Here is a 23,737-nt window from a genome sequence, read left to right on the forward strand (position 1 = left end):
TATCTTTGAGCATCAAAAACTCACCCCAAAACAATCAGTTTAATGCTCATTATTTTGGGGTTACCATTTTATTAGCCAATATCACAGCTAACTACTTTTGAGAATCAATGACTTTTAATGATTCATAATAAAAAAGTATTCACGGTAATATTTTAATTCGGCAATCGAGTCACGAATGTCATCCATTGCCAGATGTGAAGCATTTTTCTTTAAACCACTCATAATTTCAGGTCTCCAGCGTTTCGCTAACTCTTTCACAGAAGACACGTCTAAATTACGGTAATGGAAAAATTGTTCCAACTCAGGCATCAAGCGATGTAAGAACCGGCGGTCTTGGCAAATTGAGTTACCACACATTGGTGATGATTTTGGATTGACCCACTTTTTTAAGAACTCAAGTGTTTGCTGCTCTACATCCTGTGCATTGAGTTTACTACGGCGTACACGCTCAATCAGACCAGATTGACCATGTTGCTTGGTATTCCACTCATCCATTGCATTCAAAATGATATCTGATTGATGGACAGCTAAAACAGGTCCTTCAGCTAAAATATTAAGGTTGTCGTCTGTAATAATTGTTGCAATTTCAATAATCTTGTCGTTATCAGTATCAAGACCCGTCATTTCAAGGTCAATCCAAATTAATCGTGTATCTGGGGTGCTGCTCATAAATAGCGATTCTAAAGGGCTTAAAAACATCAATAGTAGCAAATTAATTACATCTTGGCTGTAATTCTATAGTGGCTTCATGCTATTTTTGCGGTCTTCAAAGTGTGGATTTTTTGGGACATGAATGGCTTTAATTCGTAAGCGTCGTTTAACTGAACAACAACAGCGTCGTATTGAGAAACAACACAAATCACGTCAAGACGACATTGATACATCGCAAGATTTAGATGGACTGGTTGTTCAGCATTATGGTCGCCAACTCGAAGTACAAGCTTTATCTGTGCCTGAACAGCATCCTGAAAAACCACAGGTCGCTGAAGGTGAGCCAGAACCGTTCTGGAAACCAATCGAATTAGACAGCATTTGGCGCTGTCATACTCGTACTAATTTAGAACTCTTGGTGACAGGTGATCGAGTCAAGTGGCAAGCAGATCCGAATACGGGCTTGGGTATTATTACTGCGATTTATCCAAGACAATCATTGCTCACTCGACCAGATCGTTATCATAAAGTTAAACCGGTTGCGGCAAATATTAGTCTGATTGTGATTGTTTTTGCGCCGTTACCAGAACCCGCTCCAACATTGATTGACCGTTATCTAGTGGCCTGTGCCGATGCCAACATTCCCGCGTTATTGGTACTCAACAAATCAGATTTACTGACTGACAATGATCCTATTCTGACGATGCTCAGTGAGTATGAAACTTTGGGTTATGAAACCCTGATTTGTCATTCTCGTGGTGATCTATCTGAGTTATCTACACGTTTGGATAATGAGACTGTGGCTTTCGTTGGACAGTCTGGTGTCGGTAAAAGCTCGCTCATCAACACCATCGTTCCAGATGCTGCACAGAAAACCAATGTGATTTCCGAAAATTCAGCACTTGGTCAGCACACCACCACGTCAACGCGTTTGATTAAATTTGGAACAAACGGTGCGTTAATTGATTCTCCTGGAATTCGAGAATTTGGGCTATGGCATCTCAGTTTAGAAAAGGTACGTACAGGTTTTCCAGACATCGAAGCCCATTTAGGGCTGTGTCAGTTCCGTAACTGCACCCATACTCATGAGAAAAATTGTGCCCTAAAACAAGCGGTTGATACTGGCGAAATTTTGCCGCGTCGTTTAGACAGTTACCTACGCCTCATTGATGAGATTCAAGAAGCGCAGCAAAAAAGTTAGTTTTCTTCAAGTTTTACCCTTGAACTAACATTTTTGATCACCATAGAGATAAGTTATACTCAGGGTCAATTTTGATTTTAACTTTAGGTGACTTGTGGAACGCTGGTTAGAGTTTATGGGGAATCACCCCTTCTTGTTTGGTGCGCTCGGCGTGTTAATTGTGTTGTTCTTTATTTTAGAAGGACAACGTAATGGTCGTAAAATTTCACCACAATCACTTGGTATTTTGGTCAAGGCAAAAAATGCCATGTTGATCGACTTACGTGATGCGAAAGATTTCCGTGATGGCCATATCAGTGGTAGTCAAAATATTCCATATAGCCAAATCACTAGTCACATTGATGAGTTAAAAGCAAGTGATCGTCCATTGGTATTTATTTGTAACTTAGGGCAAGTTGCAGGCTCTGCATTGCAAAAAGTTGCTCATACGGATAGCTATCGTTTAGATGGTGGTATTAGCAACTGGAAAGCTCAAGGCTTACCTTTAGTAAAAAGTAAAACCAAAGCTTAAGGAGAGATGAAATGACAACCTCAAACGTCACAATTTATTCAACGCTTTCTTGTCCATATTGCGTACGCGCAAAACAATTATTGGAGCGTAAAGGCGTTGCTTATAAAGAAATTAATCTTTCCAACGAAGCCCCTGAAGTTCGTATTGAGTTAATGCAACGTACCAATCATCGTACTGTGCCTCAAATTTTTATTAAAGATCAATTTATCGGTGGTTTTGATCAACTTTATGCCTTAGAGCGTGAAGGTAAACTTGACCAATTATTAGCTTAACAACACTCCAAGATTTAAGGAAAAACAATGAGCGAAGAACAAGTTCAACCACAACTCGCGTTAGAACGTATTTATACAAAAGACATTTCTTTTGAGGTTCCTGGTGCGCAAGTATTTACCAAACAATGGCAACCAGAACTCAATATCAATTTATCTTCTTCAGCAGAAAAAATTGATCCAACACACTACGAAGTGTCTTTAAAAGTTGTGGTTCAAGCAAATAATGAAAATGAAACTGCGTTCATCGTTGATGTAACTCAATCAGGTATTTTCCTTATTGATGGTGTAGAAGAAGATCGCCTTCCTTACATCTTAGGTGCATACTGCCCAAATATTCTATTCCCATTCTTACGTGAGTCTGTAAATGACTTAGTCACTAAGGGTAGCTTCCCACAATTGTTACTTACACCAATTAACTTTGATGCTGAGTTCGAAGCAAACATGCAACGTTTACAAGCGGATGCTGATGCACAGGGTCAAGCATAATCAAGCTGATCATTGTATTAAAAAAGGACTGATTTTCAGTCCTTTTTTATTGTCAAATAATCAATCGATAATTGTTCTGAAAGTCAAATTAACTCTAGGTGTGGTCACTTTCTTAGTTGGTGGTAAACGATGTAGCCAGTAGCTTTGTGTTGTATCTTTCATGACCAATAAACTGCCATGCTCTAAGTACAACTCGATTTTTTCTTTGCTATGTTTATGTTTAAATGCAAATTTTCTTTCTGCACCAAAACTGAGTGAAGCGATGGCACCATCTCTTTTAAGATCTGTTTCATCATCACTATGCCAAGCCATGCCTTCTTCACCTGTGTGATAAAGATTGAGCAGGCATGAGTTGAATAATTCACCTGTTAAACTTTCGACAAGTACCTTTAATTCGAGTAATTCTTTTGTCCAAGGCAACGCGTATTTATTGATATTTGAATAGGTATATTCAAATGCCTGATCACCATACCAAGCCACTTTTCTTTTGGTGATGATTTTTCGCCCAAAAATGATTGCTTGATCATTTTCCCATTCAATATTTTGCATGAGCTTGTCAAAATAATCATCTGCTCTCAAATTTGGAATTACTTTTCCATAATATTGAACAGTGCCTTGATAGGGTAAATAGTTATGACTTGGATCCGCATCAATATCAAATAGCTGCATGACTATGAACACCCTCCCATGCAATCATTGCCGTTTTCCTCACTTGTCCCCACTCATATCCACCCAATGCACCTGTAGCTTGAATCACACGATGGCATGGGATCAAGAAAGCAATCGGATTACTACCAATTGCGGTACCCACCGCACGTGAAGCTTTAGGATGATCAATCGATTTTGCAAGCTCTCCATAAGTCGTGAGTTGACCCATTGGAATTTTGAGTAAAGATTGCCAAACCTTCAACTGGAATACAGTTCCTTTTAAATGTAATTTAATTTTGGCCAATTGGTTTTGATCTATTTGGAACAGTGCCAAAGCACTTTGCTGAAGTGAATCTGATTGAGCGACAAACTTTGCTTTAGGAAATTGCGCTTTTAAATGCTGCAAAGCTTCTGTTGGATTTTCCACAAATGTTAAAGCACAAATTCCCTTGGATGTTGAAGCGACCAAGACTTCACCAAACAAAGTTTCTGCAAATTGATAAGAAATTGTTAAAGCTGCACCACCATTTTTATATTCAGCAGGCGTCATTCCTTCAATCTGAAGGAAAAGATCGTGTAATCGACTGGTACTCGATAAACCTGTGGCAAAAGTCGCATCAAAGATACTGCCCTGTTGCTGCTTCAGAATCTGTTTTGCATATTCAATACTGGTATATTGTAAAAATTTCTTAGGGCTCGTCCCCACCCATTCCGTAAATAGACGCTGGAAATGAGCTGGACTCAAATGAATATGAGCTGCCACCTCTTCAAGTTGTGGCTGCTGCTGAAAATTTTGTTGAATATAAGCAATTGCTTGAGCAACTTTTTGATAATGTTGTTGTGAGGACATAGACCACCTCTCATCATTCACATTTTCACTGTATCAATTTTAAAATGCAGTGAAAATCTGAATCATGCTAAGTTTAAGTTTTTGTTTATCCTTCTCTCTGTACAAATAAAAAACTGCGCTCATTCAAGCACAGCTTTTAAAAGATAGAACATAAAATACTTTAGCTCATTACAAGGGATGACTCATCAATCATCTCGATGAGATTAGTGTGTATAGTATTTATGTCCCTGATCACGTAACTCGGCAATTTTTTTGCCTTGTTTTTTTGCTTCAGCTAATTTACCTGCTTGCACAAGTACTTTAGCCTTATCAATCTCAACAATAATTTGATCAAATAAAACGCCTGAAGTTGCGACTTTATCCGTCGTATTCGCTGCCAATTTATATTGTTTTGAATGCACTGCGGCAGTACGCATATTATTTAAAGCCGTTGTCGCTGCTTGTGGATTTTTAGCTTGGTTAAACGCTTTATAGTTTTTACCTAAAGCTTTCATATCATCATGTAAACCCGCAGCCATAACGGTGCTGCTAAAGGCAAGAGAAGAAAACATAATCACGGTGGCTAAAGTTTTTTTAATCATCAAGATATCCTATCGAAAACTGTGGCTGTAGATGGCTGATCAGAAGCAAAACTTATTGAACTCTGATTTGGCTGCATATATTGCTGCGCTGTTTTAGCATACATAAAAAATGCAACGATTTCGTTGTATTTTAATAAAAGGATATGTGTGCATTTATAGAATGTAGACATTTTAATCACACACGCCATGATCTGTTCTATAGAAGATGTTATCCATAACGTTACTGTCCTACTTTATGATGGCAGATCCAGATAAAGAACCATAATAAGAGCGAATGAAATGCCGATCACACCTTTACACTTAGGAATTGGCTGTTGTTGTAAAGCAATTGGTCAACAACGATTTAGCATGATGATTTTTGCAGGTACACAGGTTTTAATGGATATTGAACCTTTATTGGGTTTGATTTACGGTTGGCAATATTTACACCTATATACACATAATTTAATGGGTGCGACTCTCATAGGTAGTATTGCTCTCCTGATCGGTAAACCCATCAGTGAATGGGGGTTATCAATTATAAGTCATAGAAAATGGTGTATCTCATGGAAAACTGCTGCGATCAGTGCGTATATCGGTAGTTTTAGTCATATTCTCTTAGATGCCTTCATGCATCATGATGTTTATTTGTTTTATCCGTGGATATTACAAAAACCATTATTAGGCTTAATTCCTTATTCAATTATTTTTTATGGCTGCCTATTCAGTGCCATTTTAGGCAGTTTATGCTGGTTGATTATTTTGAAACTTAAAAAGAAGGGAGTGTAAAACACTCCCTTGATCCATTCTATAAACGGCGCCGTAATGCATCCGCAATTGACTCCACCAATTGTTGTGAAATCTCTTGTTTTGAAGCTTTCTCTAATTCGCGTTTTTGCATATGGTAAGACTGCGCAAAGAAAACCGTCATCGCATTTTCATCTGAAGCAAAACCAATATCTGGACGTGATACATCATTACACGCAATCATATCGAGTTTTTTAGCAACCAATTTTCCTGCTGCATATTGCTCAACATTTTGGGTTTCTGCCGCAAAACCAACCATAAATGGACGTTGTTGTTGCTCTGCAATGGTCGCCACGATATCTGGGTTCTTCACTAAAGCGACTGCAAGTTCATCACCTGCTTTTTTAATCTTATGTTCTGCGACTTGAGCAACGCGATAATCGGCGACCGCCGCAGTTGCAATAAAGATGTCACAGCCCTCTTTGAGCTGATTCATACTGACATCGAGCATTTGCATAGCAGAGCTGACATTAATTCGTTGCACACCATTCGGTGTATCCAAACTGACTGGACCTGCAACCAAGGTCACTTTGGCACCTGCTGCATAACAAGCGGCTGCCAGTGAAAAGCCCATTTTACCTGTACTATGATTTGAAATATAACGAACAGGATCGATTGCTTCTCGGGTTGGCCCCGCAGTGATCGTGACTCGTTTACCTGCCAACAAACCAAACTTTTCAGCAATCGCACGTTGTGCTTTATGAAAATATGCAGCAACTTGACGCGCCAAATCTTCAGGTTCAGGCATACGTCCTAAGCCGACATCACCACATGCTTGCTCGCCCGCATCAGGCATAATCACATGCACACCATCTTCAACTAAGGTTTGCAGATTACGCTGAGTGGCTTTGGCTGCCCACATTTGCTGATTCATGGCTGGTGCAACCCAAACAGGTGCTTTGGTTGCTAAATATAAAGTGCTTAATAGATCATCAGCCAAACCATTGGCAAATTTTGCAATGCTGTCACAACTTGCAGGTGCAACCAAGACGAGATCAGCCCAACGTGCCAATTCGATATGTCCCATGCCTGCTTCTGCTTCAGGATTAAGCAATTCGGTATGTACAGGATTTCCTGAAAGTGCTTGAAAAGTCAGCGGGGTAATAAATGCTTGTGCGCCATGCGTCATCACGACACGAACATCAAAACCAAAGTCTTTTAAACGACGGACTAAAATCGCACTTTTATAGGCAGCAATACCGCCTGTAACCGCTAATATAATGTTTTTATGTGGAATAACACTTAGATCAAAGCTCACAAACAGGATACCTTACTGTTGCAGTGGCGCTCACAATAGCATTAAATACGATCATACCCAAGTGATGTACTTGGAAAAATCATCATCATAAAAAAATTACGTGAATAAAAATGAATCAATCAATAAGACAATCTATCAAAGCATGGCCTGAACAAGAACGCCCACGCGAACGTTTATTATTACAAGGCGCACAAAGCCTATCTGATGCAGAACTATTGGCTATTTTTCTACGCTCAGGCTCAAAGCAACACTCCGCGGTGGAACTTTCTCGGATTTTGATTCAACATTTTGGTGGATTGAATCCAATTTTTGATGCATCACTTGAAGACTTATCCCAATTTAATGGAATTGCGTCTACCAAATATGCCCAACTCATGGCGGTTAAAGAACTTGGACGGCGTTATCTACATAACTATTTTCATCAACAACGTTTATGCCTAGATACTTCAACACTGGTATTGGATTATTTGCGCTACGAACTGCAAGGTGAAAAGCAGGAAGTTTTTGCTGTACTGTGTTTAGATGCTGAACTCAGAAAGCTCCATTTCAAAAAACTATTCTATGGTTCACACCATTCATGTAGTGTTTCACTGAATCAAACCTTACGTTATGCCTTACAACAACAAGCCTGCCAAATTGTGGTTGCACATAACCATCCTTATGGCATTGCTCAACCCTCAGCAGAAGATATTTATCTGACGCAGCAACTCAAACAAGCTTGTAAACTATTGGAAATTAATCTGATTGATCATTTTATTATTTCAGCAGAGGATCATTTTTCATTTTCTGAACAACAACTCCTCAACCCCACTAAAATCAAGTAATCTCATCTTGACAAAGCCCAAATCTAACCCGAACATCAACATATAAAATTAATGATTCAAATAACATGATTGTCCGTGATCAACCGAATATCTTTAAAGTTTTATTCTCATGGCGTGGAACGATTTTACCTAAAATTTTACCCTCTCTCGGTTTCGTCATGCTCATCTCCGCCATTATTGGGGGTATTGAATATGTAGAATTATACCGTTTTCCAGAAATTCCTTTGGTTGGCTTTACACTGATCGGGGTAGTGCTTTCGATCTTCTTAGGTTTTAAGAATACCGCTTGTTATGATCGTTGGTGGGAAGCACGTAAGCTTTGGGGGGTTTTGATCGCAACGTCACGTCATTTTGATCGCGACTGTCGTGTATTAACTCAGGCTCGCCGTGAACGTATTATTCAAAATGTGATTGTATTTGCGAATGTGTTGCGTGATCGTTTGCGTCATCAAACAGCCAATCCAACTGAACTCACAGAAACCAGTGGCTTGAGCCAACAAGCACTCACTCAACTTTATCAGCAACATAATGCACCGCAATACACTTTAAGCCTGATTCAATGGGAACTATTACAAGCCATGAAAGAAGGTGAAATATCAGATATTATCTATACTCAAATGAACCGCCATGTCGCGGCCTTAAGTGAAATGCAAACAGGCTGTGATCGTATTGCCAATACCCCGATTCCATTTGCATACTCTGTTTTACTGAATCGCACCGTATATTTTTTCTGTTTTATGCTGCCATTTAGTTTAGGATCTTTATTAGGTCTAGTAACCCCACTTTTAGTTGGAATTTTGGCTTATACATTTTTGGGATTAGATGCTTTAAGTACAGAAATTGAAGAGCCTTTTGGAACACAAAGCAATGACTTGCCTTTAGATGCGATGGTGCGTTCAATTGAAATTGAGTTACTCGGAACTTTAGGTCGCCCAACCCCTCCACCGATTCAAGCACATGATCATAATTTATTGTAGATAATAATTTTGAACTTAGAGAACAGAGCATACTCTAATACATAAAGATCATATGCTCTGATCTAAAACTTATGATCAGATAGCCTAAAATAAACCAAACACCCCTTAAAATATTTCTCGATTAAAAGTTCCTCCCACTCTTTAATGTTTATACATGAACTATCAATATGAATATCGACATACGCTTTTTGAGCTTGAAGATGCTTCATAAAAACTACAGGAAATTTTTCTTTTTCATATATATGAGTTGCTATTGTTCTTCCTAAGCCATCATCATCGAACTCATGCAATGTCAGCTTATTTATCTCAGCAAAATCAATCAAATTAAAGTCTACACTTAAGATGATTTTGTCATCTCCACTCGGCCAAATACATGCCATACAAACCTCTATATTAAAAAACCTTCAAATATTTTTGAAATTTTACCTAAAACTTTCCCAAATACCTATCTGCCCTTCTTTAACTCTAGGTGTATTACCCAGTTTAATCCACGGCATATTTTCACCATGAAAATCACTACCGATTGAAACAGCCAAATCAAACTGCTCAATCATTCGATCGACCATTTGACGTGTTGAAGCGGGTTCTACACTCGGAGGAAGCTCAACAGCATCTCCACCCGATTCAGCAAATAACTCAATCAAATAACGAATATTAGTGGCAGATAAATCATAACGTGTTGGATGTGCTAAAACAGCGAAGCCTTGACTCGCATGAATCACATCAATGGTTTCTTTGAGTCCAATGCCATCAAATTTCACAAAAGCCTTTTTACCCTCTTTAAGAAAACGGTCAAATGCTTGTTGCGGACGACTGACAATATTTTTCTCTACCAATACTTTGGCGATATGCGTTCGTGTTACACGGTCTGCTTGCCCATCGACTTTGGCAACCACATCAGGATAAATATCAAAATCAATACATTTCTGTAATAAGCTACAGATGACTTTGGCACGCTCAGCACGGACTTTTTTCTGATTTTCAAGCATCTCTCGTATTGGTGCTTCATCTTGCATATTCAGTGCCACAATATGTACACCATAACTCTTTTTGGTATTCGGTCGTGACCATTGGCTAGATATTTCTGTACCAGAAATTATTTGAATATCATAATCTTGAGCATAGTTTTTGGCACGACTTAAACCGTCCATCGTGTCATGATCAGTGACCGCAAGTGTATGTATTTTTAAGTCAACAGCCGCCTCTACCAATTGTTCTGGAGAGTATGTACCATCTGAAATGTGGGTATGTGTATGTAAATCGACACCGAACATGGTTTGTATTATGCTATCTGACCTATTTCATCATCGTACTGTAACATGAAAGCGTTGCTCGACTATCTGCCGATTATTATCTTCTTTTATTTTTATAAAACCACTGATCCCAAAGATAGTCACCATCCTTTATTAGAGCTTGTTGGTAGTGCTGGAAATACCGATCAAAATCATATTCTTGTTGCAACCTGTGCGCTTTTAATTTCAACGCTTGTTGTTTACGGTTGTTTGTTCTTTTTCCAGAAATTTAAACTGGAAAAAATGCAATGGTTTATTGTTGTAATGTCGGTGATTTTTGGTGGAATCACACTCGTATTCAGTGATGTGACCTACATTAAAATGAAAGCGATCATCATCAATGTCGGTATCGGAATAGGTTTTTTAGTTACCCCATTATTCAATAAAGAACGTACCCCGATTATTAAAAAGCTTCTTGGTTCATTACTCGAGTTAAGTCATCAAGGCTGGATGAAGTTGAACTTAGCGTGGTGTGGACAATTCTTTTTGCTTGCCGCTTTACATTTTTTCTTTGGATTCGTCTATATGCAAGGCAAATATTGGGGCGAATTCACGGCTTTCGGCGATATTATCGTTTCTATCAGTTACCTTGCTGCTATACTATTTTTCTTAAGAAAGCATTTTAAAACCACCGACTGAATTTTGAATCATTGAGCGACTGCCATGCCTTATTTTGTCCTAACTTGTACTGATCATGAAGGTACCTTAGAAAAACGTTTAGCAACTCGTCCACAACATATTGAACGATTGCAAAAGCTAGATGATGAAGGACGTTTAATTGCTGCTGGCGCTCATCCTAAAGATCCAAATGACCCACAAGCAGGTTTTTTAGGTAGTACGATTATTGTTGAATTTGACACGCGTGAAGCACTAGATAGCTGGATTCAGGAAGAGCCTTTTTTAAAAGAAGGAATTTACTCAAATATTGACGTAAAACCTTTCAACAAAGCTTTTCCAAAAGGGTAAATCATGCACTTTGCAGCCAAAAGCTTTTTCGCCTTATGCTTAATAAGTTCATCAGTCTGGGCTGTTGAACCAACACCAGCTGTCGCACCGACAACAACTGTTCAAGCTAAACCAAACTCAACAACAGCTCCCAGCACTGTTGCTACGGCAACTGCTAAGCCCTTAACTGCTGAACAAATTGCAAAGGCTAAACAGCAACAAGAAGCCAAAGTCAAAGCATTGGTTCAAGATCAAGCCAATCGCTTAAAACAACTTGAAAATGCCAATCTTGAAGCGCTCTCGCAAAATCAAGAATTACAACTCAAAAATGACAATCTTACTGTTCAGATTCAAGTTTTACAAAGTGAGCGCAGTGCTCAAATGTTCTTGTATGGTGCTATGACGATTGCAGTTGGTGTCATTCTAGGTTTCTTTATTGCGAGCTATGTCTACACCAAACGTCGTCGCCAGTGGTAAAAATATAATTTTTATTTATGTCTCACTCATCAAAATTACAAACTGCTGAATTAGATTGGGAAATAGTCGATGGCATCGAAATTCCTATTTCTAAACAATTCGGTGATGTTTACTTTTCTAAAGACAATGGTTTGCTTGAAACTCGACATGTATTTTTAAATGGCAATGATTTAACCGAACGCCTCTCTCAACTGCACGATTATCAATATTTCTGTGTAGGTGAAACTGGTTTTGGTACAGGACTCAATATTTTGACCTTGTGGCAACTCTGGCAACAAGTTCGCTTAGATAATCACAGCCATTTACATGTTGTCAGCGTTGAAAAATTTCCATTAAATAAAGCTGATTTGATCCGTGCACTCAATGTTTGGACAGAACTCAAACCTTTAGCAGAAAAATTGATTCAGCAATATCCCTTGCCAATCGCAGGTTGTCATCGCTTAAGTTTTCCTGAAGAACGTTTTAGTATTGATTTATGGCTAGGTGATGCTCAGGATATTTTTCCAACGATTCCCAAAACCCAAGCAGTTAACGCATGGTTCTTGGACGGTTTTGCCCCGTCTTGTAACCCAGATATGTGGCAAGCAAATGTCTTAGATCATATGGTGCGTTTATCTGATTTTGGAACAACTTTCGCATCCTTTAGTGTCGCAGGCATATTAAAACGTGGGCTTAAACAACACGGCATCCAAATCAGCCGTCCACGAGGTTTTGGTCATAAACGAGAAATGCTCAAAGCTATTTGGCTAAATGCTTCACAAGAAGAAACAGACACCGCCGATTCGAAACAAGACATAACGATTCAAAATGAATCTGAAATAACAAGCTCAGCATCTGTACAGCGACATATTGCGATTATTGGTGCAGGAATCGCAGGTTTAAGCTCAGCATGGGCATTTGCTCAACGAGGACATCAAGTTGCGATCTACGAGCAAAATGAGCCGCTTTCAGGAGCATCTGGCAATCCCTTGGCGTTGCTCAATCCAAAACTATGCCCAATTGAACAGGCGCATGAACACTTGATGACCTTGAGTTGGCAACATGCGTTGAATTTTTATCCTCGTTTTAAGGCATTTAGACCGATTCAAGTAGAGCAGATTGCATTAAAAAATGCAGATGAACTGCTAGGGCTGGTTGAGCAATATCCTGAAAATGTTTTAACTGCAAATACAACGCTTGAATGCCTTCCCCAAACAGAGCTTCCAAGTCTGACCTTACATGAAGCTGGCGCAGTTTCACCTCATCAATTACGTGATGAGATTTTACAACATCCTAATATTCGAATAGAAAAAGTAAAAATTTCTCGATTAGAGTCGAATGGTAGTCAAGTTACACTCTGGCATGACCAACAAAAAATTGCCATAACGGATCATGCGATTGTCTGTTGTGCTAAACAAAGTGCTGAACTCATCGAAAACTATCCAGTCTTAAAGCCAATTCGAGGACAAGTCAGCTGGGTTGAGAATAGCCAGCGGCCTTTAGCACTGGATCAAGCTTATAGTTATGGCGGCTATTGCATACAACTGGATGCTTCAAAGTTAATTCTCGGTGCATCTTTTTATCCCAATCGGGATGATGCAGAAGTGCTAACTGAAGATCATGTGCATAACTACGAACTTATCCACAGTGTCTTCCCTCAATATGCCGAACAACTTCCAAAGCTGGAGACTTGGCAAGGAAGAGCATCCGTTCGCGCACAAAGTTTAGATTATTTCCCCTTAGTTGGGAAAATACAAAATCTTGATCAAATCTATACTTTTGCTGGTTTAGGATCGAAAGGTTTTTTATTTGCGCCATTATGTAGTGAAATCTTAGCGGCACTAATTTTAGGTGAACTCTGCCCAGTTCCTCAAAGTTTATTGGATAAATTAAATCCTCAAAGATTTCAAAAGAAATTAAAAGCTAAAAAACCTTATTATTCTGGGTAAATTATTATTTTAGTTGTTCATTCTTTAAATTTGCCAAAATACCCAAGTATTTTGGCAAATTTAACTGATCTATGCGCCTTGTTCTAAAGCTAAGCCAGCATCACGTGCTGCACGTGTGCCGCCCATCAATACAACATATTCACGAGAATCATCTAAACCGTCTAAAAGCTCTGCTGCGCGTGGTGCTTTACTACCACCACCACATAAAATATAAATCGGCTGATCCGCTGCAACCTGAGTCAAACTATCCGCATTAATTTCAGCAATTGGACGATTTAACGCCCCTTTGACGTGTGCCTCTGCATAAGCTTTGGCATCTCGGACATCCCAAATGACAGCGCCTTCTGGGAACTCAAATGTTGTAATTTCTTGTTTACGGATCATTGTGCACTCCTTTGATGTAAACAACACTTGGCAAATGAAGAAAACACCCTTAGCATCTCAAATATTCTTTCCCTTTGTAAAGGTCTAACCATGCCTTCTTTTGATATTGTTTCTGAATTAGAGTTATTTGAAGTCAATCATGCTGTACAAAATACAGAAAAAGAGATTGCAACACGTTTTGACTTCCGTGGACAAGACGTTTCAATTGAGTTAAATGAAAAAAATAAAGAAATCAAAATCTCAACTGAAAGTGACTTCCAATGCGAACAAGTCTATACCATGCTTGAAAATCACTTCTATAAACGTAAGATTGATGTACAAGCTTTAGATCCACAAAAAGCCACTGCTTCTGGTAAAAATGTGGTCCAAGTGATCAAGCTGAAAGATGGACTTGACTCAGATACCGCAAAAAAAATTAATAAAGCCATTAAAGAAAGTGGTATCAAAGCGCAATCTTCTATCCAAGGAGACAAAATCCGTGTCACAGATAAAAAGCGCGATACATTGCAACAGGTCATGAACTTTTTACGTGAACAACAATTTGGTCTACCACTTCAATTTAATAATTTCAAAGACTAAGCATTAGGTTCACTATGGCAAAAGATAACCGTCTTTATACGCTGGTTAAAACCACTTCTAAATTTCCAAAAAGTATCCGTAGTACGCTATGGAGTAAAGCTTTTGGTCGTGTTGTTCCTATGGTGGGAACAGCAAATATTCGTTATTTAGAAGTTGATAAAGACCATGTCACTGTGCGCATTGAAAACCAACGTAATATGCAAAATCATATTAAAGGGGTTCACGCAGCAGCAATGGCTTTATTAGCAGAAACTGCAACGGGCTTTTTAACGGGCTTACATATTCCTGATGATCGGATCTTGTTGATTAAATCATTGCATGTCGATTATTTAAAAGTTGCGCAAGGTGGTTTAACTGCTACAGCAAGCTTGTCAGCAGACCAAAAAAAGTTTATTGCTGAACATGACAAAGGCGAGTTATTGATTCCTGTGACCGTAATTGACGATTCTGGTAACGAACCAATTCAATGTCAAATGCTTTGGGCTTGGCTGCCAAAACGTAAAAAATAGTCTTAGATTTAAAATAAAGCCCAATTAAATTTGGGCTTTATTGTTTTATCAGCTTGCTAAAAAATCTTGCTTAATTTGTTCTGAGATTTGTCTTTTATTACCATTCACATCAACAGCAACAAATGTAAAAACACCTTGAGTAATTCGAATCGGATCACGCGAATTGTCGTGACTATTCCATACCTCGATTTGCACCTGTACGGAAGTATTACCGACTTTCAAAATTTTAGTATAGCAACTAATCACATTTCCAACCTTAACAGGCACAAGGAACGTCATTTCATTAATCGCAATTGTTGCACATCGCCCCTTACTCAAACGCTCAACATGAATCGCTCCTGCAAGATCCATCTGTGAAACAATCCACCCTCCAAATACATCACCACTCCAGTTTGTATCTGCTGGCATCGCAATATTCTGCAAGGATAAAACTCCTTCTGGATGATTTGAACGTTCAGTCATGTTAATGTCCTTGATGTTGCTGTAATTGCTGATTTAACCATTGCTGTAGCTCTGGTGTACGTAATGCACCACTTATTCTGGCCAATTCAGTCGTCTTATCCATTAAGACCAAAGTCGGAATACTGCGGACATTAAATGCAGCACTTAAACGGGGATTTGCTTCAGTATCAATTTTAGCAAACACGACGTGAGGATTATGTTTGGCAACCTCAGCAAAATGAGGTGCCATCATTTTACAAGGATTACACCATTCTGCCCAAAGATCGATGAGTACAGGTAGATCTGAATGACTAATGAAATGGCTAAAATTTTGTTCATTTAATTCAATTGGCGCTAACGTTAATAATGGTTGATGGCATTGCCCACAGTTTGGATGAACTGCTAATTTTTCTTCAGGTACACGATTTTTTGCACCACAGGATGCACAGACAATGATCATTTACATCACTCCGATATGTTGATGTAAAAATTCTAATTGGGTTGTGACTGCTTTTTCAAACCAAGAACCGTGATAAATATCGAAATGTTTCATTTCCCACTCATGATAGCTTACAAATGGTGCAATATTTGTAGCGGCTTCACGACTAGATTCAATTGGAATCAAAGAATCATGTTTCGCAGCAATAAACAAAACAGGGATATTAATTTTGCGTACAAATTGAATCGGACGATAACGCATTAAATTAAAAAATACACGTGCAGGAACTTCACCACTCCAATAATAGTCAGGATTTACAATCGAATGATAACCATAATAACTATCAGAGGTCGGTAAAAAGCATAGTTTATGCTGATCTACAACTGGCAAAGTTTTAGGTACTAAACCCATCTTAGACCCCATGTAATCCTGACTAGAACGCTTCAAAGCCTCTGGATAACGCTGTAATGGGTATAATTTTGCTGTTTCAGCACCATCAACATAAGGCACTTGTACCATCACGGCCTGAATATTTTTAAGGTCAGTGGCTAAACTAAGCGCATATCCACCGCTTAGAGAAGTTCCCCATAAAATAATACGTCGACTATCAATTAATTTACAATTCGAAGCATATTGAACAATGGTTTTCCAATCATCTAGTTGAGCACCGAGTGAAACCAATTCACGTGGTTTTCCTGTGCTGCCCCCCCAATAGCGATAATCAAATAAAATGACAGCATAGCCAGCTTTAGCGAAACGTTGTGCATACTGAACTAATTTAAATTGGCGTAATCCAGCAAATCCATGTGCCATAAGAATTACAGCAGGTTTAATATTGGTCTTTGGTAGGTAGAAATCTGCTGCTATGGTTTCTTCGCCACTAGGAACATACAACGGCTCAACTGTATAGGTGTGCATGCGCGCTCCAATGCTTTATCTTATTACTTATCATCATTTATTTGCTACAGACATTTAAACTCAAGATCAAGCTTAATGCTATGATAGAGCATAAAATGTTTTGTTTATTTTTGGAGTGACAAGATGTCAGAAAATTTTGGTTTTGCAGGTCAAATCGGCCCTGAGCATGTAGATCAAGTTGTCGAAAAAGGCTTCAAATCTATTATTAATAATCGTCCCGATATGGAAGGTGGTTCTGAACAACCAACAAGTGCTCAAATTGAAGAATCAGCACGTAATGCTGGTCTAGATTATGTTTACCAACCAGTTGTTGCAGGTCAGATCACAGAGTTAGATGTTCGTACATTTGCAAATCATTATAACGAATTGCCAAAACCTATTTTAATGTTTTGTCGCACAGGTAATCGCTCTAATAACCTATACCAATTAGCAAAGCAGATGGATTTATTGGATGATTGAACTCATTATATTTCCTCACCTGATCAAAATAGTGAAATCCGTCTGTCTATAAGATATATGGTTCTTTTACACTAAATAAAGAACCATAACAAAACTCTCTATTTTTTATGTCTCATATCTTCTTTCAGCCTGTAACTCTTTTCAAATTAGTCCAACTGTATCTGCCAGTGAATAACTACACTATAAAAAAACAGCACTGGAGTGCTGTTTTTTTAAATATAAAAACTATTTTTATTGATAAGCAACAAAGATCGTTGAAACGTGACCATCAGGAGCTGCTACTGATACTTTGAAAGTATCACCTACTGCACATTCTTTCAAACGGTAACCATAAAAAACTTGCGTACTATTTTTGAAAGTTGTTGGCGTTGTAAGGTCGAATACACTAGCAACAGGTGAGCTCCCTTGTACTAACTCAGCAGAGCAAGATAAATCATTAGTTTTAGTATTATCTTCAGCGGTAACACTTATCGTAGAACCTGTTGGCATTGGAACACTTTGCATTGTATTTCCATACAAACGGAAAGATAACAAACCATTACTTGCATTAACATTCGTAAATGTTGCCCTATTTTCTGCAAAAGCAAATAATAATTGCTGGCGAAGAATAGCATCTAGATTAGTATCACAGGTTTTTGCAATATTAGGTTGGAGTACCGTAGATGGTACACAAGACTCTGTTCCTGCACTGCGTCTATATAAATATTCACCTAAGTTATTATTATAAATATTGTCTTCATTATCATCTCTGAAAAAGTCACCAATATTTGTATTATTACCCAATATATCTGTCAGTGCATCTACACCTGCCGTATACAAATTATCACCATCTTTATCTATGTATGATTTATCACCTTCAACATAAGCTAGAACGGTTATACGATTATCTAAAGGACGTGGGTTTTGAGTACTTATAGTTACCGAGCATATCCCATTCACAGATGAACAATTTGGGTCAACTTTACCACCTTCAGAGACAAAGCTAATGACTGTACCATTTGGGACTGGATTTCCAGTACGATCCACCATTCGTGCAGTAATCGTAGCAGTATCCCCATCAATAGTATTTTGTAATGAGTTTTTTGATACAGATAAACTTAAACCATTTTGAGTTACACGGCCAGTGGATACAGATACATCTTTAGATACAGCTGAAACATTTGTGTCTGAAACTAAAGTCGCTCTTATTTCAACAGGTCCAGGTTTATCTCCTGGATAGAGGTTTACAATCACTTTACCACTCGAATCACTTTTTATAGTTTTGTTACTACGATTGCCAAATGATACAAACGATAAATCTTCTGGTGTCTGCACTTTCTCAATTAAAATATCTTGATCTGCTACAGGTACACCATTTGCGTACAAACTAAATTCAATTTGACCCGATGATGCTGAGCCACTTTTTTTAATGCCTAAATTAACTTTATTAGATGTATAAACCAATGAATTGGCTTGCAGTGCTTTGATACTAACATTAAGTGTAACTTCTGGGATATTTAAACCTTTTGCTGAAATTTTCTGTGTGCCTGTACAGAGCTTCCCATCAGAACCTATCGCTTTATAAGACGTTGTAACACTTCCTTGATTTGATGAAACAACTGTTGCTGGTTCAAATTTACCACATGTTGCAGTGAACTCTACATTGACATTATTTTGATTAATTTTCGTATTTGCATCTTGAGTTTTTAACGTGATATTTGTTGAGCCACCTGATTCCAGTTGAGTACTAGCTGCTATCAAATCTACTAAAATAATATTGGTTGCTTGTAGAGAAAAATTAAGCGCTTTTGTTGATGCGATAGTACCACCAAAATCTGCAATTGCAGAAATTTGATAAGCACCATTTGTATTAATATTTTCAGGTTTAACAGAAATACTCGCTTCACCATCCGTGTTAGTTAATACCGCACCATTAGAACTGCCTAAAACAACACCGCCAGTCACTGTAAATGTAACTAATGCTCCACTAATACCTTTACCTGTTTGATCAGTTACTTTTACTTTAGCAATCACTCCTTCTGCTGCAATCGCTTGAGTTGAGTTACCATTCCGATCAATCAATTGAACCGCACTAATATTTACAGCTTTTACAGCCTCTCCAGTACTCGGGTTTGTTGTCCCAGTCCCTGAGCCACTACTACTTGAAGACGAACCATAATATCCATCACCGCCGCCCCCACAACTTGCCAATAAAATTGACACAGTAATAGCTGACAGCTTCAAAGTCAGTTGTTTTTTATTCATCATCATTGCTTTTTATCCCCAATCAAGCTCACAAAATGGAGCTAGATTATTCATTATAAAAATATAACCAATGTAATCACAATATAGTTTTCATGTAAATATACATTAACTCGAAGTAAAAAATATTAAAGTGAATTCAATCAAATTATTCAAATAAAACGAGACTACTATTTAAAAAATTTTAATAAATTCAAATTATGAATAGTAATGCAAATTAAAATTTAATAACTTAGTTTTGACAAGATAATTACCTCTTTCCCCCGAATAAAAAACACCCCCAACTGTTAGGTTGGGGGTGTTTATAATTTAAAAGCTGGCGATGACTTACTCTCACATGGCAAACGCCACACTACCATCAGCGCTAAGAGGTTTCACTTCTGAGTTCGGGAAGGGATCAGGTGGTTCACTCTTGCTATTGTCGCCAGCAAACTGTTTATGGATACTTGCTTTGGTCTTATCTATGCCAAGGCTTTTTCCAAATGAGTTATTAACGGATTAGATATTGAGTCTAACTTTGTGTTCAGCATTTTAACTAGTTTTCACACTAAATCAAGTTATGTATTGAATTTATCTTGAATACAACAACTGTTTGGGTGTTGTATAGTCAAGCCTCACGAGCAATTAGTATTGGTCAGCTTCACACGTCACCGTGCTTCCACACCCAACCTATCAACGTCCTAGTCTCGAACGGCTCTTTAGAGGAATAAATTCCTAGGGAAATCTTATCTTGAGGTAGGCTTCCCGCTTAGATGCTTTCAGCGGTTATCCCTTCCGAACATAGCTACCCGGCGATGCGACTGGCGTCACAACCGGTACACCAGAGGTTCGTCCACTCTGGTCCTCTCGTACTAGGAGCAGATCCTCTCAAATTTCCAGCGCCCACGGTAGATAGGGACCGAACTGTCTCACGACGTTCTAAACCCAGCTCGCGTACCTCTTTAAATGGCGAACAGCCATACCCTTGGGACCTGCTTCAGCCCCAGGATGAGATGAGCCGACATCGAGGTGCCAAACACCGCCGTCGATATGAACTCTTGGGCGGTATCAGCCTGTTATCCCCAGAGTACCTTTTATCCGTTGAGCGATGGCCCTTCCATACAGAACCACCGGATCACTAAGACCTACTTTCGTACCTGCTCGACTTGTGGGTCTCGCAGTTAAGCGCGCTTTTGCCTTTATACTCTACGCGTGATTTCCGACCACGCTGAGCGCACCTTCGTACTCCTCCGTTACTCTTTAGGAGGAGACCGCCCCAGTCAAACTACCCACCAGACATGGTCCTCGCCCCGGATTACGGGGCAGAGTTAGAACCTCAACATTACCAGGGTGGTATTTCAAGGACGGCTCCATTGGAACTAGCGTTCCAACTTCAAAGCCTCCCACCTATCCTACACAAGTAAGGTCAAAGTTCAATGTCAAGCTGCAGTAAAGGTTCACGGGGTCTTTCCGTCTAGCCGCGGGTACACTGCATCTTCACAGCGATTTCGATTTCACTGAGCCTCTGCTGGAGACAGCGCCGCCATCATTATGCCATTCGTGCAGGTCGGAACTTACCCGACAAGGAATTTCGCTACCTTAGGACCGTTATAGTTACGGCCGCCGTTTACTGGGGCTTCGATCAAGAGCTTCGCTTACGCTAACCCCATCAATTAACCTTCCAGCACCGGGCAGGCATCACACCCTATACGTCCACTTTCGTGTTTGCAGAGTGCTATGTTTTTAATAAACAGTTGCAGCGGCCTGGTTTCTGTGGCTGCCAATAGCTCAGGGAGCAAGTCCCATCACCGTCAGCAGCGTACCTTCTCCCGAAGTTACGGTACCATTTTGCCTAGTTCCTTCAGCAGAGTTCTCTCAAGCGCTTTGGTCTACTCGACCTGACCACCTGTGTCGGTTTCGGGTACGATTCCTGTGTAACTGAAGCTTAGAGACTTTTCCTGGAAGCATGGTATCAGCCACTTCACTGTACAAGTACAGCTTGCTATCAGTTCTCAGCATAGAGTACCCCGGATTTGCCTAAGATACATGCCTACAACCTTCCACCTGGACAACCAACGCCAGGCTGACTTAACCTTCTCCGTCCTCTCATCGCATTACACAGAAGTATTGGAATATTAACCAATTTCCCATCGACTACGCCTCTCGGCCTCGCCTTAGGGGTCGACTCACCCAGCCCCGATTAACGTTGGACTGGAACCCTTGGTCTTTCAGCGAACGGGTTTTTCACCCGTTTTGTCGTTACTCACGTCAGCATTCGCACTTCTGATACCTCCAGCATACTTCTCAATACACCTTCATCGGCTTACAGAACGCTCCCCTACCACTTGACTATTGTCAAATCCGCAGCTTCGGCACATAGTTTTAGCCCCGTTACATCTTCCGCGCAGGCCGACTCGACTAGTGAGCTATTACGCTTTCTTTAAAGGGTGGCTGCTTCTAAGCCAACCTCCTAGCTGTCTATGCCTTCCCACATCGTTTCCCACTTAACTATGATTTTGGGGCCTTAGCTGGCGGTCTGGATTGTTTTCCTCTTGACTACGGACGTTAGCACCCGCAGTCTGTCTCCCGGATAGTACTCATTGGTATTCGGAGTTTGCATCGGTTTGGTAAGTCGGGATGACCCCCTAGCCGAAACAGTGCTCTACCCCCAATGGTATTCGTCCGAGGCGCTACCTAAATAGCTTTCGGGGAGAACCAGCTATCACCAGGCTTGATTAGCCTTTCACCCCTATCCACAAGTCATCCCCTGGCTTTTCAACGACAGTGGGTTCGGTCCTCCAGTTAGTGTTACCCAACCTTCAACCTGCTCATGGATAGATCGCCTGGTTTCGGGTCTATACCCAGCAACTAAACGCCCTATTAAGACTCGATTTCTCTACGGCTCCCCTATACGGTTAACCTCGCTACTGAATATAAGTCGCTGACCCATTATACAAAAGGTACGCAGTCACCGAACAAGTCGGCTCCCACTGCTTGTATGCATGCGGTTTCAGGATCTATTTCACTCCCCTCACAGGGGTTCTTTTCGCCTTTCCCTCACGGTACTGGTTCACTATCGGTCAGTCAGGAGTATTTAGCCTTGGAGGATGGTCCCCCCATATTCAGACAAGGTTTCACGTGCCTCGCCCTACTCGTCATCATTGTGTGTGCCCTTTCGTGTACGGGAATATCACCCTCTACGTTCGCACTTCCCAGAGCGTTCCACTAGAACACACACAACTTAATGGGCTGCTCCCCGTTCGCTCGCCGCTACTAAGGGAATCTCAATTGATTTCTTTTCCTAAGGGTACTGAGATGTTTCACTTCCCCTCGTTCGCTTCATAAGCCTATGTATTCAGCTTATGATACCCGCCTTATAGCGGGTGGGTTCCCCCATTCAGAAATCTCCGGATCAAAGGATATTTGCCGCCTCCCCGGAGCTTATCGCAGGCTATTACGTCTTTCATCGCCTCTGACTGCCAAGGCATCCACCACATGCACTTAATTACTTGACTATACAACCCCAAACAGTCGTTAACACATACAAGTCAGTGTTAGCGTTGCAAACTTAATTGCTACTATTCGTTGTCTGTGAACTTAATCACCATACAGCTTCAATCTAAATTCATATACCAAAACGCTTGATTCAGTGTTTTTGCTAGTTCTCAGATTAAATATTAATTTAACAATTACTTGTTATCTTCCTATTTAATCGAGTTTGAACAATTTATTTCAGACTCAAATTCTAATCTGTTAATGATTAACTACAGCCTCGTCAGCTTGCAGTAAACTGTGATAAATCACAGAGATTAATAAACCAGTCAAATTAGACTGTATTCACTAAACTCTATAATCTTCTTAGCTTGTACTCTGTAAAGTACATGGTGGAGACTAGGAGAGTCGAACTCCTGACCTCCTGCGTGCAAAGCAGGCGCTCTACCAACTAAGCTAAGTCCCCAGCTTATCACTTAATGAACGATATATCTTTCAGATTTGGTGGGTCTGACAAGACTTGAACTTGTGACCCCACGCTTATCAAGCGTGTGCTCTAACCAACTGAGCTACAGACCCTCAGATACATCTTCGAAGAACAACTTGTTG

Annotated in this window: 26 protein-coding genes, 2 tRNA genes and 2 rRNA genes; 14 read left to right on the plus strand and 16 right to left on the minus strand. The window is 39.8% G+C overall.

The annotated features are described in order from the left end of the window. Positions 1-114: 114 nt before the first annotated feature. The gene (orn, locus tag O1449_RS13065; protein ID WP_269229590.1) at positions 115-669 is read right to left on the minus strand and encodes an oligoribonuclease; all 555 of its coding nucleotides are present in this window, start codon (positions 667-669) and stop codon (positions 115-117) included. Between the two features lie 124 nt (positions 670-793). On the opposite strand from orn, the gene rsgA reads away from it, so the two are divergent. The 4 genes from rsgA to secB all read left to right on the plus strand — a co-directional run bounded on the left by rsgA (position 794) and on the right by secB (position 3,121). Beyond that, the gene (gene rsgA, locus O1449_RS13070; RefSeq protein ID WP_269238529.1) at positions 794-1,852 is read left to right on the plus strand and encodes a ribosome small subunit-dependent GTPase A; all 1,059 of its coding nucleotides are present in this window, start codon (positions 794-796) and stop codon (positions 1,850-1,852) included. 94 nt (positions 1,853-1,946) lie between these two features. Then, complete coding sequence (locus tag O1449_RS13075; RefSeq protein ID WP_004664144.1) at positions 1,947-2,363, plus strand: rhodanese-like domain-containing protein; 417 nt, start codon at positions 1,947-1,949, stop codon at positions 2,361-2,363. An 11-nt stretch (positions 2,364-2,374) separates the two neighbouring features. Further along, positions 2,375-2,635: a glutaredoxin 3 gene (gene grxC, locus O1449_RS13080; protein WP_004664142.1), complete on the plus strand. Its 261-nt coding sequence runs from the start codon at positions 2,375-2,377 to the stop codon at positions 2,633-2,635. Positions 2,636-2,662: 27 nt separating this feature from the next. Then, complete coding sequence (gene secB / locus O1449_RS13085; protein ID WP_004664141.1) at positions 2,663-3,121, plus strand: protein-export chaperone SecB; 459 nt, start codon at positions 2,663-2,665, stop codon at positions 3,119-3,121. Positions 3,122-3,181: 60 nt separating this feature from the next. Here secB and O1449_RS13090 read toward each other — a convergent pair whose 3' ends face one another. The 3 genes from O1449_RS13090 to O1449_RS13100 form a co-directional block, all read right to left on the minus strand. Further along, on the minus strand, positions 3,182-3,790 hold the full coding sequence (locus O1449_RS13090) for an alpha-ketoglutarate-dependent dioxygenase AlkB family protein (protein WP_269238530.1): 609 nt from the start codon (positions 3,788-3,790) through the stop codon (positions 3,182-3,184). Beyond that, positions 3,777-4,619 carry a bifunctional transcriptional activator/DNA repair enzyme AdaA gene (locus tag O1449_RS13095; protein WP_269238531.1) on the minus strand — a complete coding sequence of 281 codons (843 nt, stop codon included), beginning with the start codon at positions 4,617-4,619 and terminating at the stop codon, positions 3,777-3,779. The genes O1449_RS13090 and O1449_RS13095 overlap by 14 nt, the downstream gene beginning before the upstream one ends. Before the next feature lie 203 nt (positions 4,620-4,822). Beyond that, a complete protein-coding gene (locus tag O1449_RS13100; RefSeq protein WP_269238532.1) occupies positions 4,823-5,200 on the minus strand; it encodes a cytochrome b562 in 378 nt (125 codons plus the stop codon). Between the two features lie 279 nt (positions 5,201-5,479). Here O1449_RS13100 and O1449_RS13105 point away from each other — a divergent pair, with 279 nt between their 5' ends. Next, on the plus strand, positions 5,480-5,968 hold the full coding sequence (locus O1449_RS13105) for a hydrolase (protein WP_269229585.1): 489 nt from the start codon (positions 5,480-5,482) through the stop codon (positions 5,966-5,968). A 19-nt stretch (positions 5,969-5,987) separates the two neighbouring features. On the opposite strand, the gene coaBC is transcribed toward O1449_RS13105, so the two are convergent. Continuing rightward, complete coding sequence (gene coaBC, locus O1449_RS13110) at positions 5,988-7,244, minus strand: bifunctional phosphopantothenoylcysteine decarboxylase/phosphopantothenate--cysteine ligase CoaBC (RefSeq protein WP_269238533.1); 1,257 nt, start codon at positions 7,242-7,244, stop codon at positions 5,988-5,990. A gap of 110 nt (positions 7,245-7,354) precedes the next feature. Between coaBC and radC the strand changes: the two genes are divergently transcribed. Both radC and O1449_RS13120 read left to right on the plus strand, forming a co-directional pair. Next, positions 7,355-8,068 carry a RadC family protein gene (gene radC / locus O1449_RS13115; RefSeq protein ID WP_269238534.1) on the plus strand — a complete coding sequence of 238 codons (714 nt, stop codon included), beginning with the start codon at positions 7,355-7,357 and terminating at the stop codon, positions 8,066-8,068. Between the two features lie 65 nt (positions 8,069-8,133). After that, positions 8,134-9,045 (plus strand): bestrophin family protein, encoded by a 912-nt coding sequence (locus tag O1449_RS13120; protein ID WP_269238535.1) that lies wholly within the window; start codon positions 8,134-8,136, stop codon positions 9,043-9,045. Positions 9,046-9,107: 62 nt separating this feature from the next. Here O1449_RS13120 and O1449_RS13125 read toward each other — a convergent pair whose 3' ends face one another. Together O1449_RS13125 and O1449_RS13130 are read right to left on the minus strand one after the other, a co-directional pair. Next, positions 9,108-9,425 (minus strand): hypothetical protein, encoded by a 318-nt coding sequence (locus O1449_RS13125; RefSeq protein ID WP_269238536.1) that lies wholly within the window; start codon positions 9,423-9,425, stop codon positions 9,108-9,110. 42 nt (positions 9,426-9,467) lie between these two features. Then, positions 9,468-10,319 carry a PHP domain-containing protein gene (locus O1449_RS13130; RefSeq protein WP_269238537.1) on the minus strand — a complete coding sequence of 284 codons (852 nt, stop codon included), beginning with the start codon at positions 10,317-10,319 and terminating at the stop codon, positions 9,468-9,470. A gap of 45 nt (positions 10,320-10,364) precedes the next feature. Between O1449_RS13130 and O1449_RS13135 the strand changes: the two genes are divergently transcribed. Genes O1449_RS13135 through mnmC form a run of 4 tightly spaced genes read left to right on the plus strand, consistent with a single transcriptional unit; the run spans position 10,365 to position 13,687 of the window. Then, the gene (locus O1449_RS13135) at positions 10,365-10,976 is read left to right on the plus strand and encodes a septation protein IspZ (RefSeq protein ID WP_269229579.1); all 612 of its coding nucleotides are present in this window, start codon (positions 10,365-10,367) and stop codon (positions 10,974-10,976) included. A gap of 24 nt (positions 10,977-11,000) precedes the next feature. Then, the gene (locus O1449_RS13140) at positions 11,001-11,303 is read left to right on the plus strand and encodes a YciI family protein (RefSeq protein ID WP_269229578.1); all 303 of its coding nucleotides are present in this window, start codon (positions 11,001-11,003) and stop codon (positions 11,301-11,303) included. Between the two features lie 3 nt (positions 11,304-11,306). Beyond that, complete coding sequence (locus tag O1449_RS13145; RefSeq protein WP_269238538.1) at positions 11,307-11,759, plus strand: hypothetical protein; 453 nt, start codon at positions 11,307-11,309, stop codon at positions 11,757-11,759. A 17-nt stretch (positions 11,760-11,776) separates the two neighbouring features. After that, positions 11,777-13,687, plus strand: coding sequence for an FAD-dependent 5-carboxymethylaminomethyl-2-thiouridine(34) oxidoreductase MnmC (mnmC, locus tag O1449_RS13150; protein WP_269238539.1), 1,911 nt, complete (start codon positions 11,777-11,779; stop codon positions 13,685-13,687). 69 nt (positions 13,688-13,756) lie between these two features. Here mnmC and O1449_RS13155 read toward each other — a convergent pair whose 3' ends face one another. Then, positions 13,757-14,071 (minus strand): rhodanese-like domain-containing protein, encoded by a 315-nt coding sequence (locus O1449_RS13155; protein ID WP_004664933.1) that lies wholly within the window; start codon positions 14,069-14,071, stop codon positions 13,757-13,759. Between the two features lie 90 nt (positions 14,072-14,161). Here O1449_RS13155 and O1449_RS13160 point away from each other — a divergent pair, with 90 nt between their 5' ends. Both O1449_RS13160 and O1449_RS13165 read left to right on the plus strand, forming a co-directional pair. After that, complete coding sequence (locus tag O1449_RS13160) at positions 14,162-14,650, plus strand: YajQ family cyclic di-GMP-binding protein (protein WP_004655922.1); 489 nt, start codon at positions 14,162-14,164, stop codon at positions 14,648-14,650. Between the two features lie 14 nt (positions 14,651-14,664). Next, entirely contained in the window at positions 14,665-15,159 is a 495-nt protein-coding gene (locus tag O1449_RS13165) for a DUF4442 domain-containing protein (RefSeq protein WP_004664935.1), read from the plus strand. 48 nt (positions 15,160-15,207) lie between these two features. Here the strand turns inward: O1449_RS13165 and O1449_RS13170 are convergent, their stop codons facing one another. From O1449_RS13170 to O1449_RS13180, 3 genes are read right to left on the minus strand one after another with little or no spacing between them, the layout of a single operon-like run. Beyond that, entirely contained in the window at positions 15,208-15,621 is a 414-nt protein-coding gene (locus O1449_RS13170) for an acyl-CoA thioesterase (RefSeq protein WP_005214645.1), read from the minus strand. A gap of 1 nt (position 15,622) precedes the next feature. Continuing rightward, positions 15,623-16,060 (minus strand): thioredoxin TrxC, encoded by a 438-nt coding sequence (gene trxC, locus O1449_RS13175; protein WP_269229575.1) that lies wholly within the window; start codon positions 16,058-16,060, stop codon positions 15,623-15,625. Continuing rightward, entirely contained in the window at positions 16,061-16,957 is an 897-nt protein-coding gene (locus O1449_RS13180) for an alpha/beta hydrolase (protein ID WP_004664939.1), read from the minus strand. 123 nt (positions 16,958-17,080) lie between these two features. On the opposite strand from O1449_RS13180, the gene O1449_RS13185 reads away from it, so the two are divergent. After that, the gene (locus tag O1449_RS13185) at positions 17,081-17,416 is read left to right on the plus strand and encodes a TIGR01244 family sulfur transferase (RefSeq protein ID WP_269238540.1); all 336 of its coding nucleotides are present in this window, start codon (positions 17,081-17,083) and stop codon (positions 17,414-17,416) included. Positions 17,417-17,647: 231 nt separating this feature from the next. On the opposite strand, the gene O1449_RS13190 is transcribed toward O1449_RS13185, so the two are convergent. The 5 genes from O1449_RS13190 to O1449_RS13210 form a co-directional block, all read right to left on the minus strand. Beyond that, positions 17,648-19,660, minus strand: a complete 2,013-nt coding sequence (locus O1449_RS13190; protein ID WP_269230395.1) for a CARDB domain-containing protein — start codon at positions 19,658-19,660, stop codon at positions 17,648-17,650. 311 nt (positions 19,661-19,971) lie between these two features. Then, positions 19,972-20,086: ribosomal RNA gene (gene rrf / locus O1449_RS13195) — 5S ribosomal RNA — on the minus strand. Between the two features lie 174 nt (positions 20,087-20,260). Then, positions 20,261-23,151: ribosomal RNA gene (locus O1449_RS13200) — 23S ribosomal RNA — on the minus strand. A gap of 367 nt (positions 23,152-23,518) precedes the next feature. Beyond that, positions 23,519-23,594, minus strand: a tRNA-Ala gene (locus O1449_RS13205). A 36-nt stretch (positions 23,595-23,630) separates the two neighbouring features. Further along, positions 23,631-23,707: transfer RNA gene (locus O1449_RS13210), tRNA-Ile, on the minus strand. Positions 23,708-23,737 lie beyond the last annotated feature (30 nt).

It is taken from the genome of Acinetobacter sp. TR3, assembly GCF_027105055.1.
Lineage (GTDB): Bacteria > Pseudomonadota > Gammaproteobacteria > Pseudomonadales > Moraxellaceae > Acinetobacter.

Bases quoted from the DNA above. Each gene is read 5' to 3' on its own strand.
- orn (WP_269229590.1), bottom strand. From the start codon at position 669: ATGAGCAGCACCCCAGATACACGATTAATTTGGATTGACCTTGAAATG.
- rsgA (WP_269238529.1), top strand. From the start codon at position 794: ATGGCTTTAATTCGTAAGCGTCGTTTAACTGAACAACAACAGCGTCGT.
- grxC (WP_004664142.1), top strand. From the start codon at position 2,375: ATGACAACCTCAAACGTCACAATTTATTCAACGCTTTCTTGTCCATAT.
- secB (WP_004664141.1), top strand. From the start codon at position 2,663: ATGAGCGAAGAACAAGTTCAACCACAACTCGCGTTAGAACGTATTTAT.
- O1449_RS13090 (WP_269238530.1), bottom strand. From the start codon at position 3,790: ATGCAGCTATTTGATATTGATGCGGATCCAAGTCATAACTATTTACCC.
- O1449_RS13095 (WP_269238531.1), bottom strand. From the start codon at position 4,619: ATGTCCTCACAACAACATTATCAAAAAGTTGCTCAAGCAATTGCTTAT.
- O1449_RS13100 (WP_269238532.1), bottom strand. From the start codon at position 5,200: ATGATTAAAAAAACTTTAGCCACCGTGATTATGTTTTCTTCTCTTGCC.
- O1449_RS13105 (WP_269229585.1), top strand. From the start codon at position 5,480: ATGCCGATCACACCTTTACACTTAGGAATTGGCTGTTGTTGTAAAGCA.
- radC (WP_269238534.1), top strand. From the start codon at position 7,355: ATGAATCAATCAATAAGACAATCTATCAAAGCATGGCCTGAACAAGAA.
- O1449_RS13120 (WP_269238535.1), top strand. From the start codon at position 8,134: ATGATTGTCCGTGATCAACCGAATATCTTTAAAGTTTTATTCTCATGG.
- O1449_RS13125 (WP_269238536.1), bottom strand. From the start codon at position 9,425: ATGGCATGTATTTGGCCGAGTGGAGATGACAAAATCATCTTAAGTGTA.
- O1449_RS13130 (WP_269238537.1), bottom strand. From the start codon at position 10,319: ATGTTCGGTGTCGATTTACATACACATACCCACATTTCAGATGGTACA.
- O1449_RS13135 (WP_269229579.1), top strand. From the start codon at position 10,365: ATGAAAGCGTTGCTCGACTATCTGCCGATTATTATCTTCTTTTATTTT.
- O1449_RS13140 (WP_269229578.1), top strand. From the start codon at position 11,001: ATGCCTTATTTTGTCCTAACTTGTACTGATCATGAAGGTACCTTAGAA.
- O1449_RS13145 (WP_269238538.1), top strand. From the start codon at position 11,307: ATGCACTTTGCAGCCAAAAGCTTTTTCGCCTTATGCTTAATAAGTTCA.
- mnmC (WP_269238539.1), top strand. From the start codon at position 11,777: ATGTCTCACTCATCAAAATTACAAACTGCTGAATTAGATTGGGAAATA.
- O1449_RS13155 (WP_004664933.1), bottom strand. From the start codon at position 14,071: ATGATCCGTAAACAAGAAATTACAACATTTGAGTTCCCAGAAGGCGCT.
- O1449_RS13160 (WP_004655922.1), top strand. From the start codon at position 14,162: ATGCCTTCTTTTGATATTGTTTCTGAATTAGAGTTATTTGAAGTCAAT.
- O1449_RS13165 (WP_004664935.1), top strand. From the start codon at position 14,665: ATGGCAAAAGATAACCGTCTTTATACGCTGGTTAAAACCACTTCTAAA.
- O1449_RS13170 (WP_005214645.1), bottom strand. From the start codon at position 15,621: ATGACTGAACGTTCAAATCATCCAGAAGGAGTTTTATCCTTGCAGAAT.
- trxC (WP_269229575.1), bottom strand. From the start codon at position 16,060: ATGATCATTGTCTGTGCATCCTGTGGTGCAAAAAATCGTGTACCTGAA.
- O1449_RS13180 (WP_004664939.1), bottom strand. From the start codon at position 16,957: ATGCACACCTATACAGTTGAGCCGTTGTATGTTCCTAGTGGCGAAGAA.
- O1449_RS13185 (WP_269238540.1), top strand. From the start codon at position 17,081: ATGTCAGAAAATTTTGGTTTTGCAGGTCAAATCGGCCCTGAGCATGTA.
- O1449_RS13190 (WP_269230395.1), bottom strand. From the start codon at position 19,660: ATGAATAAAAAACAACTGACTTTGAAGCTGTCAGCTATTACTGTGTCA.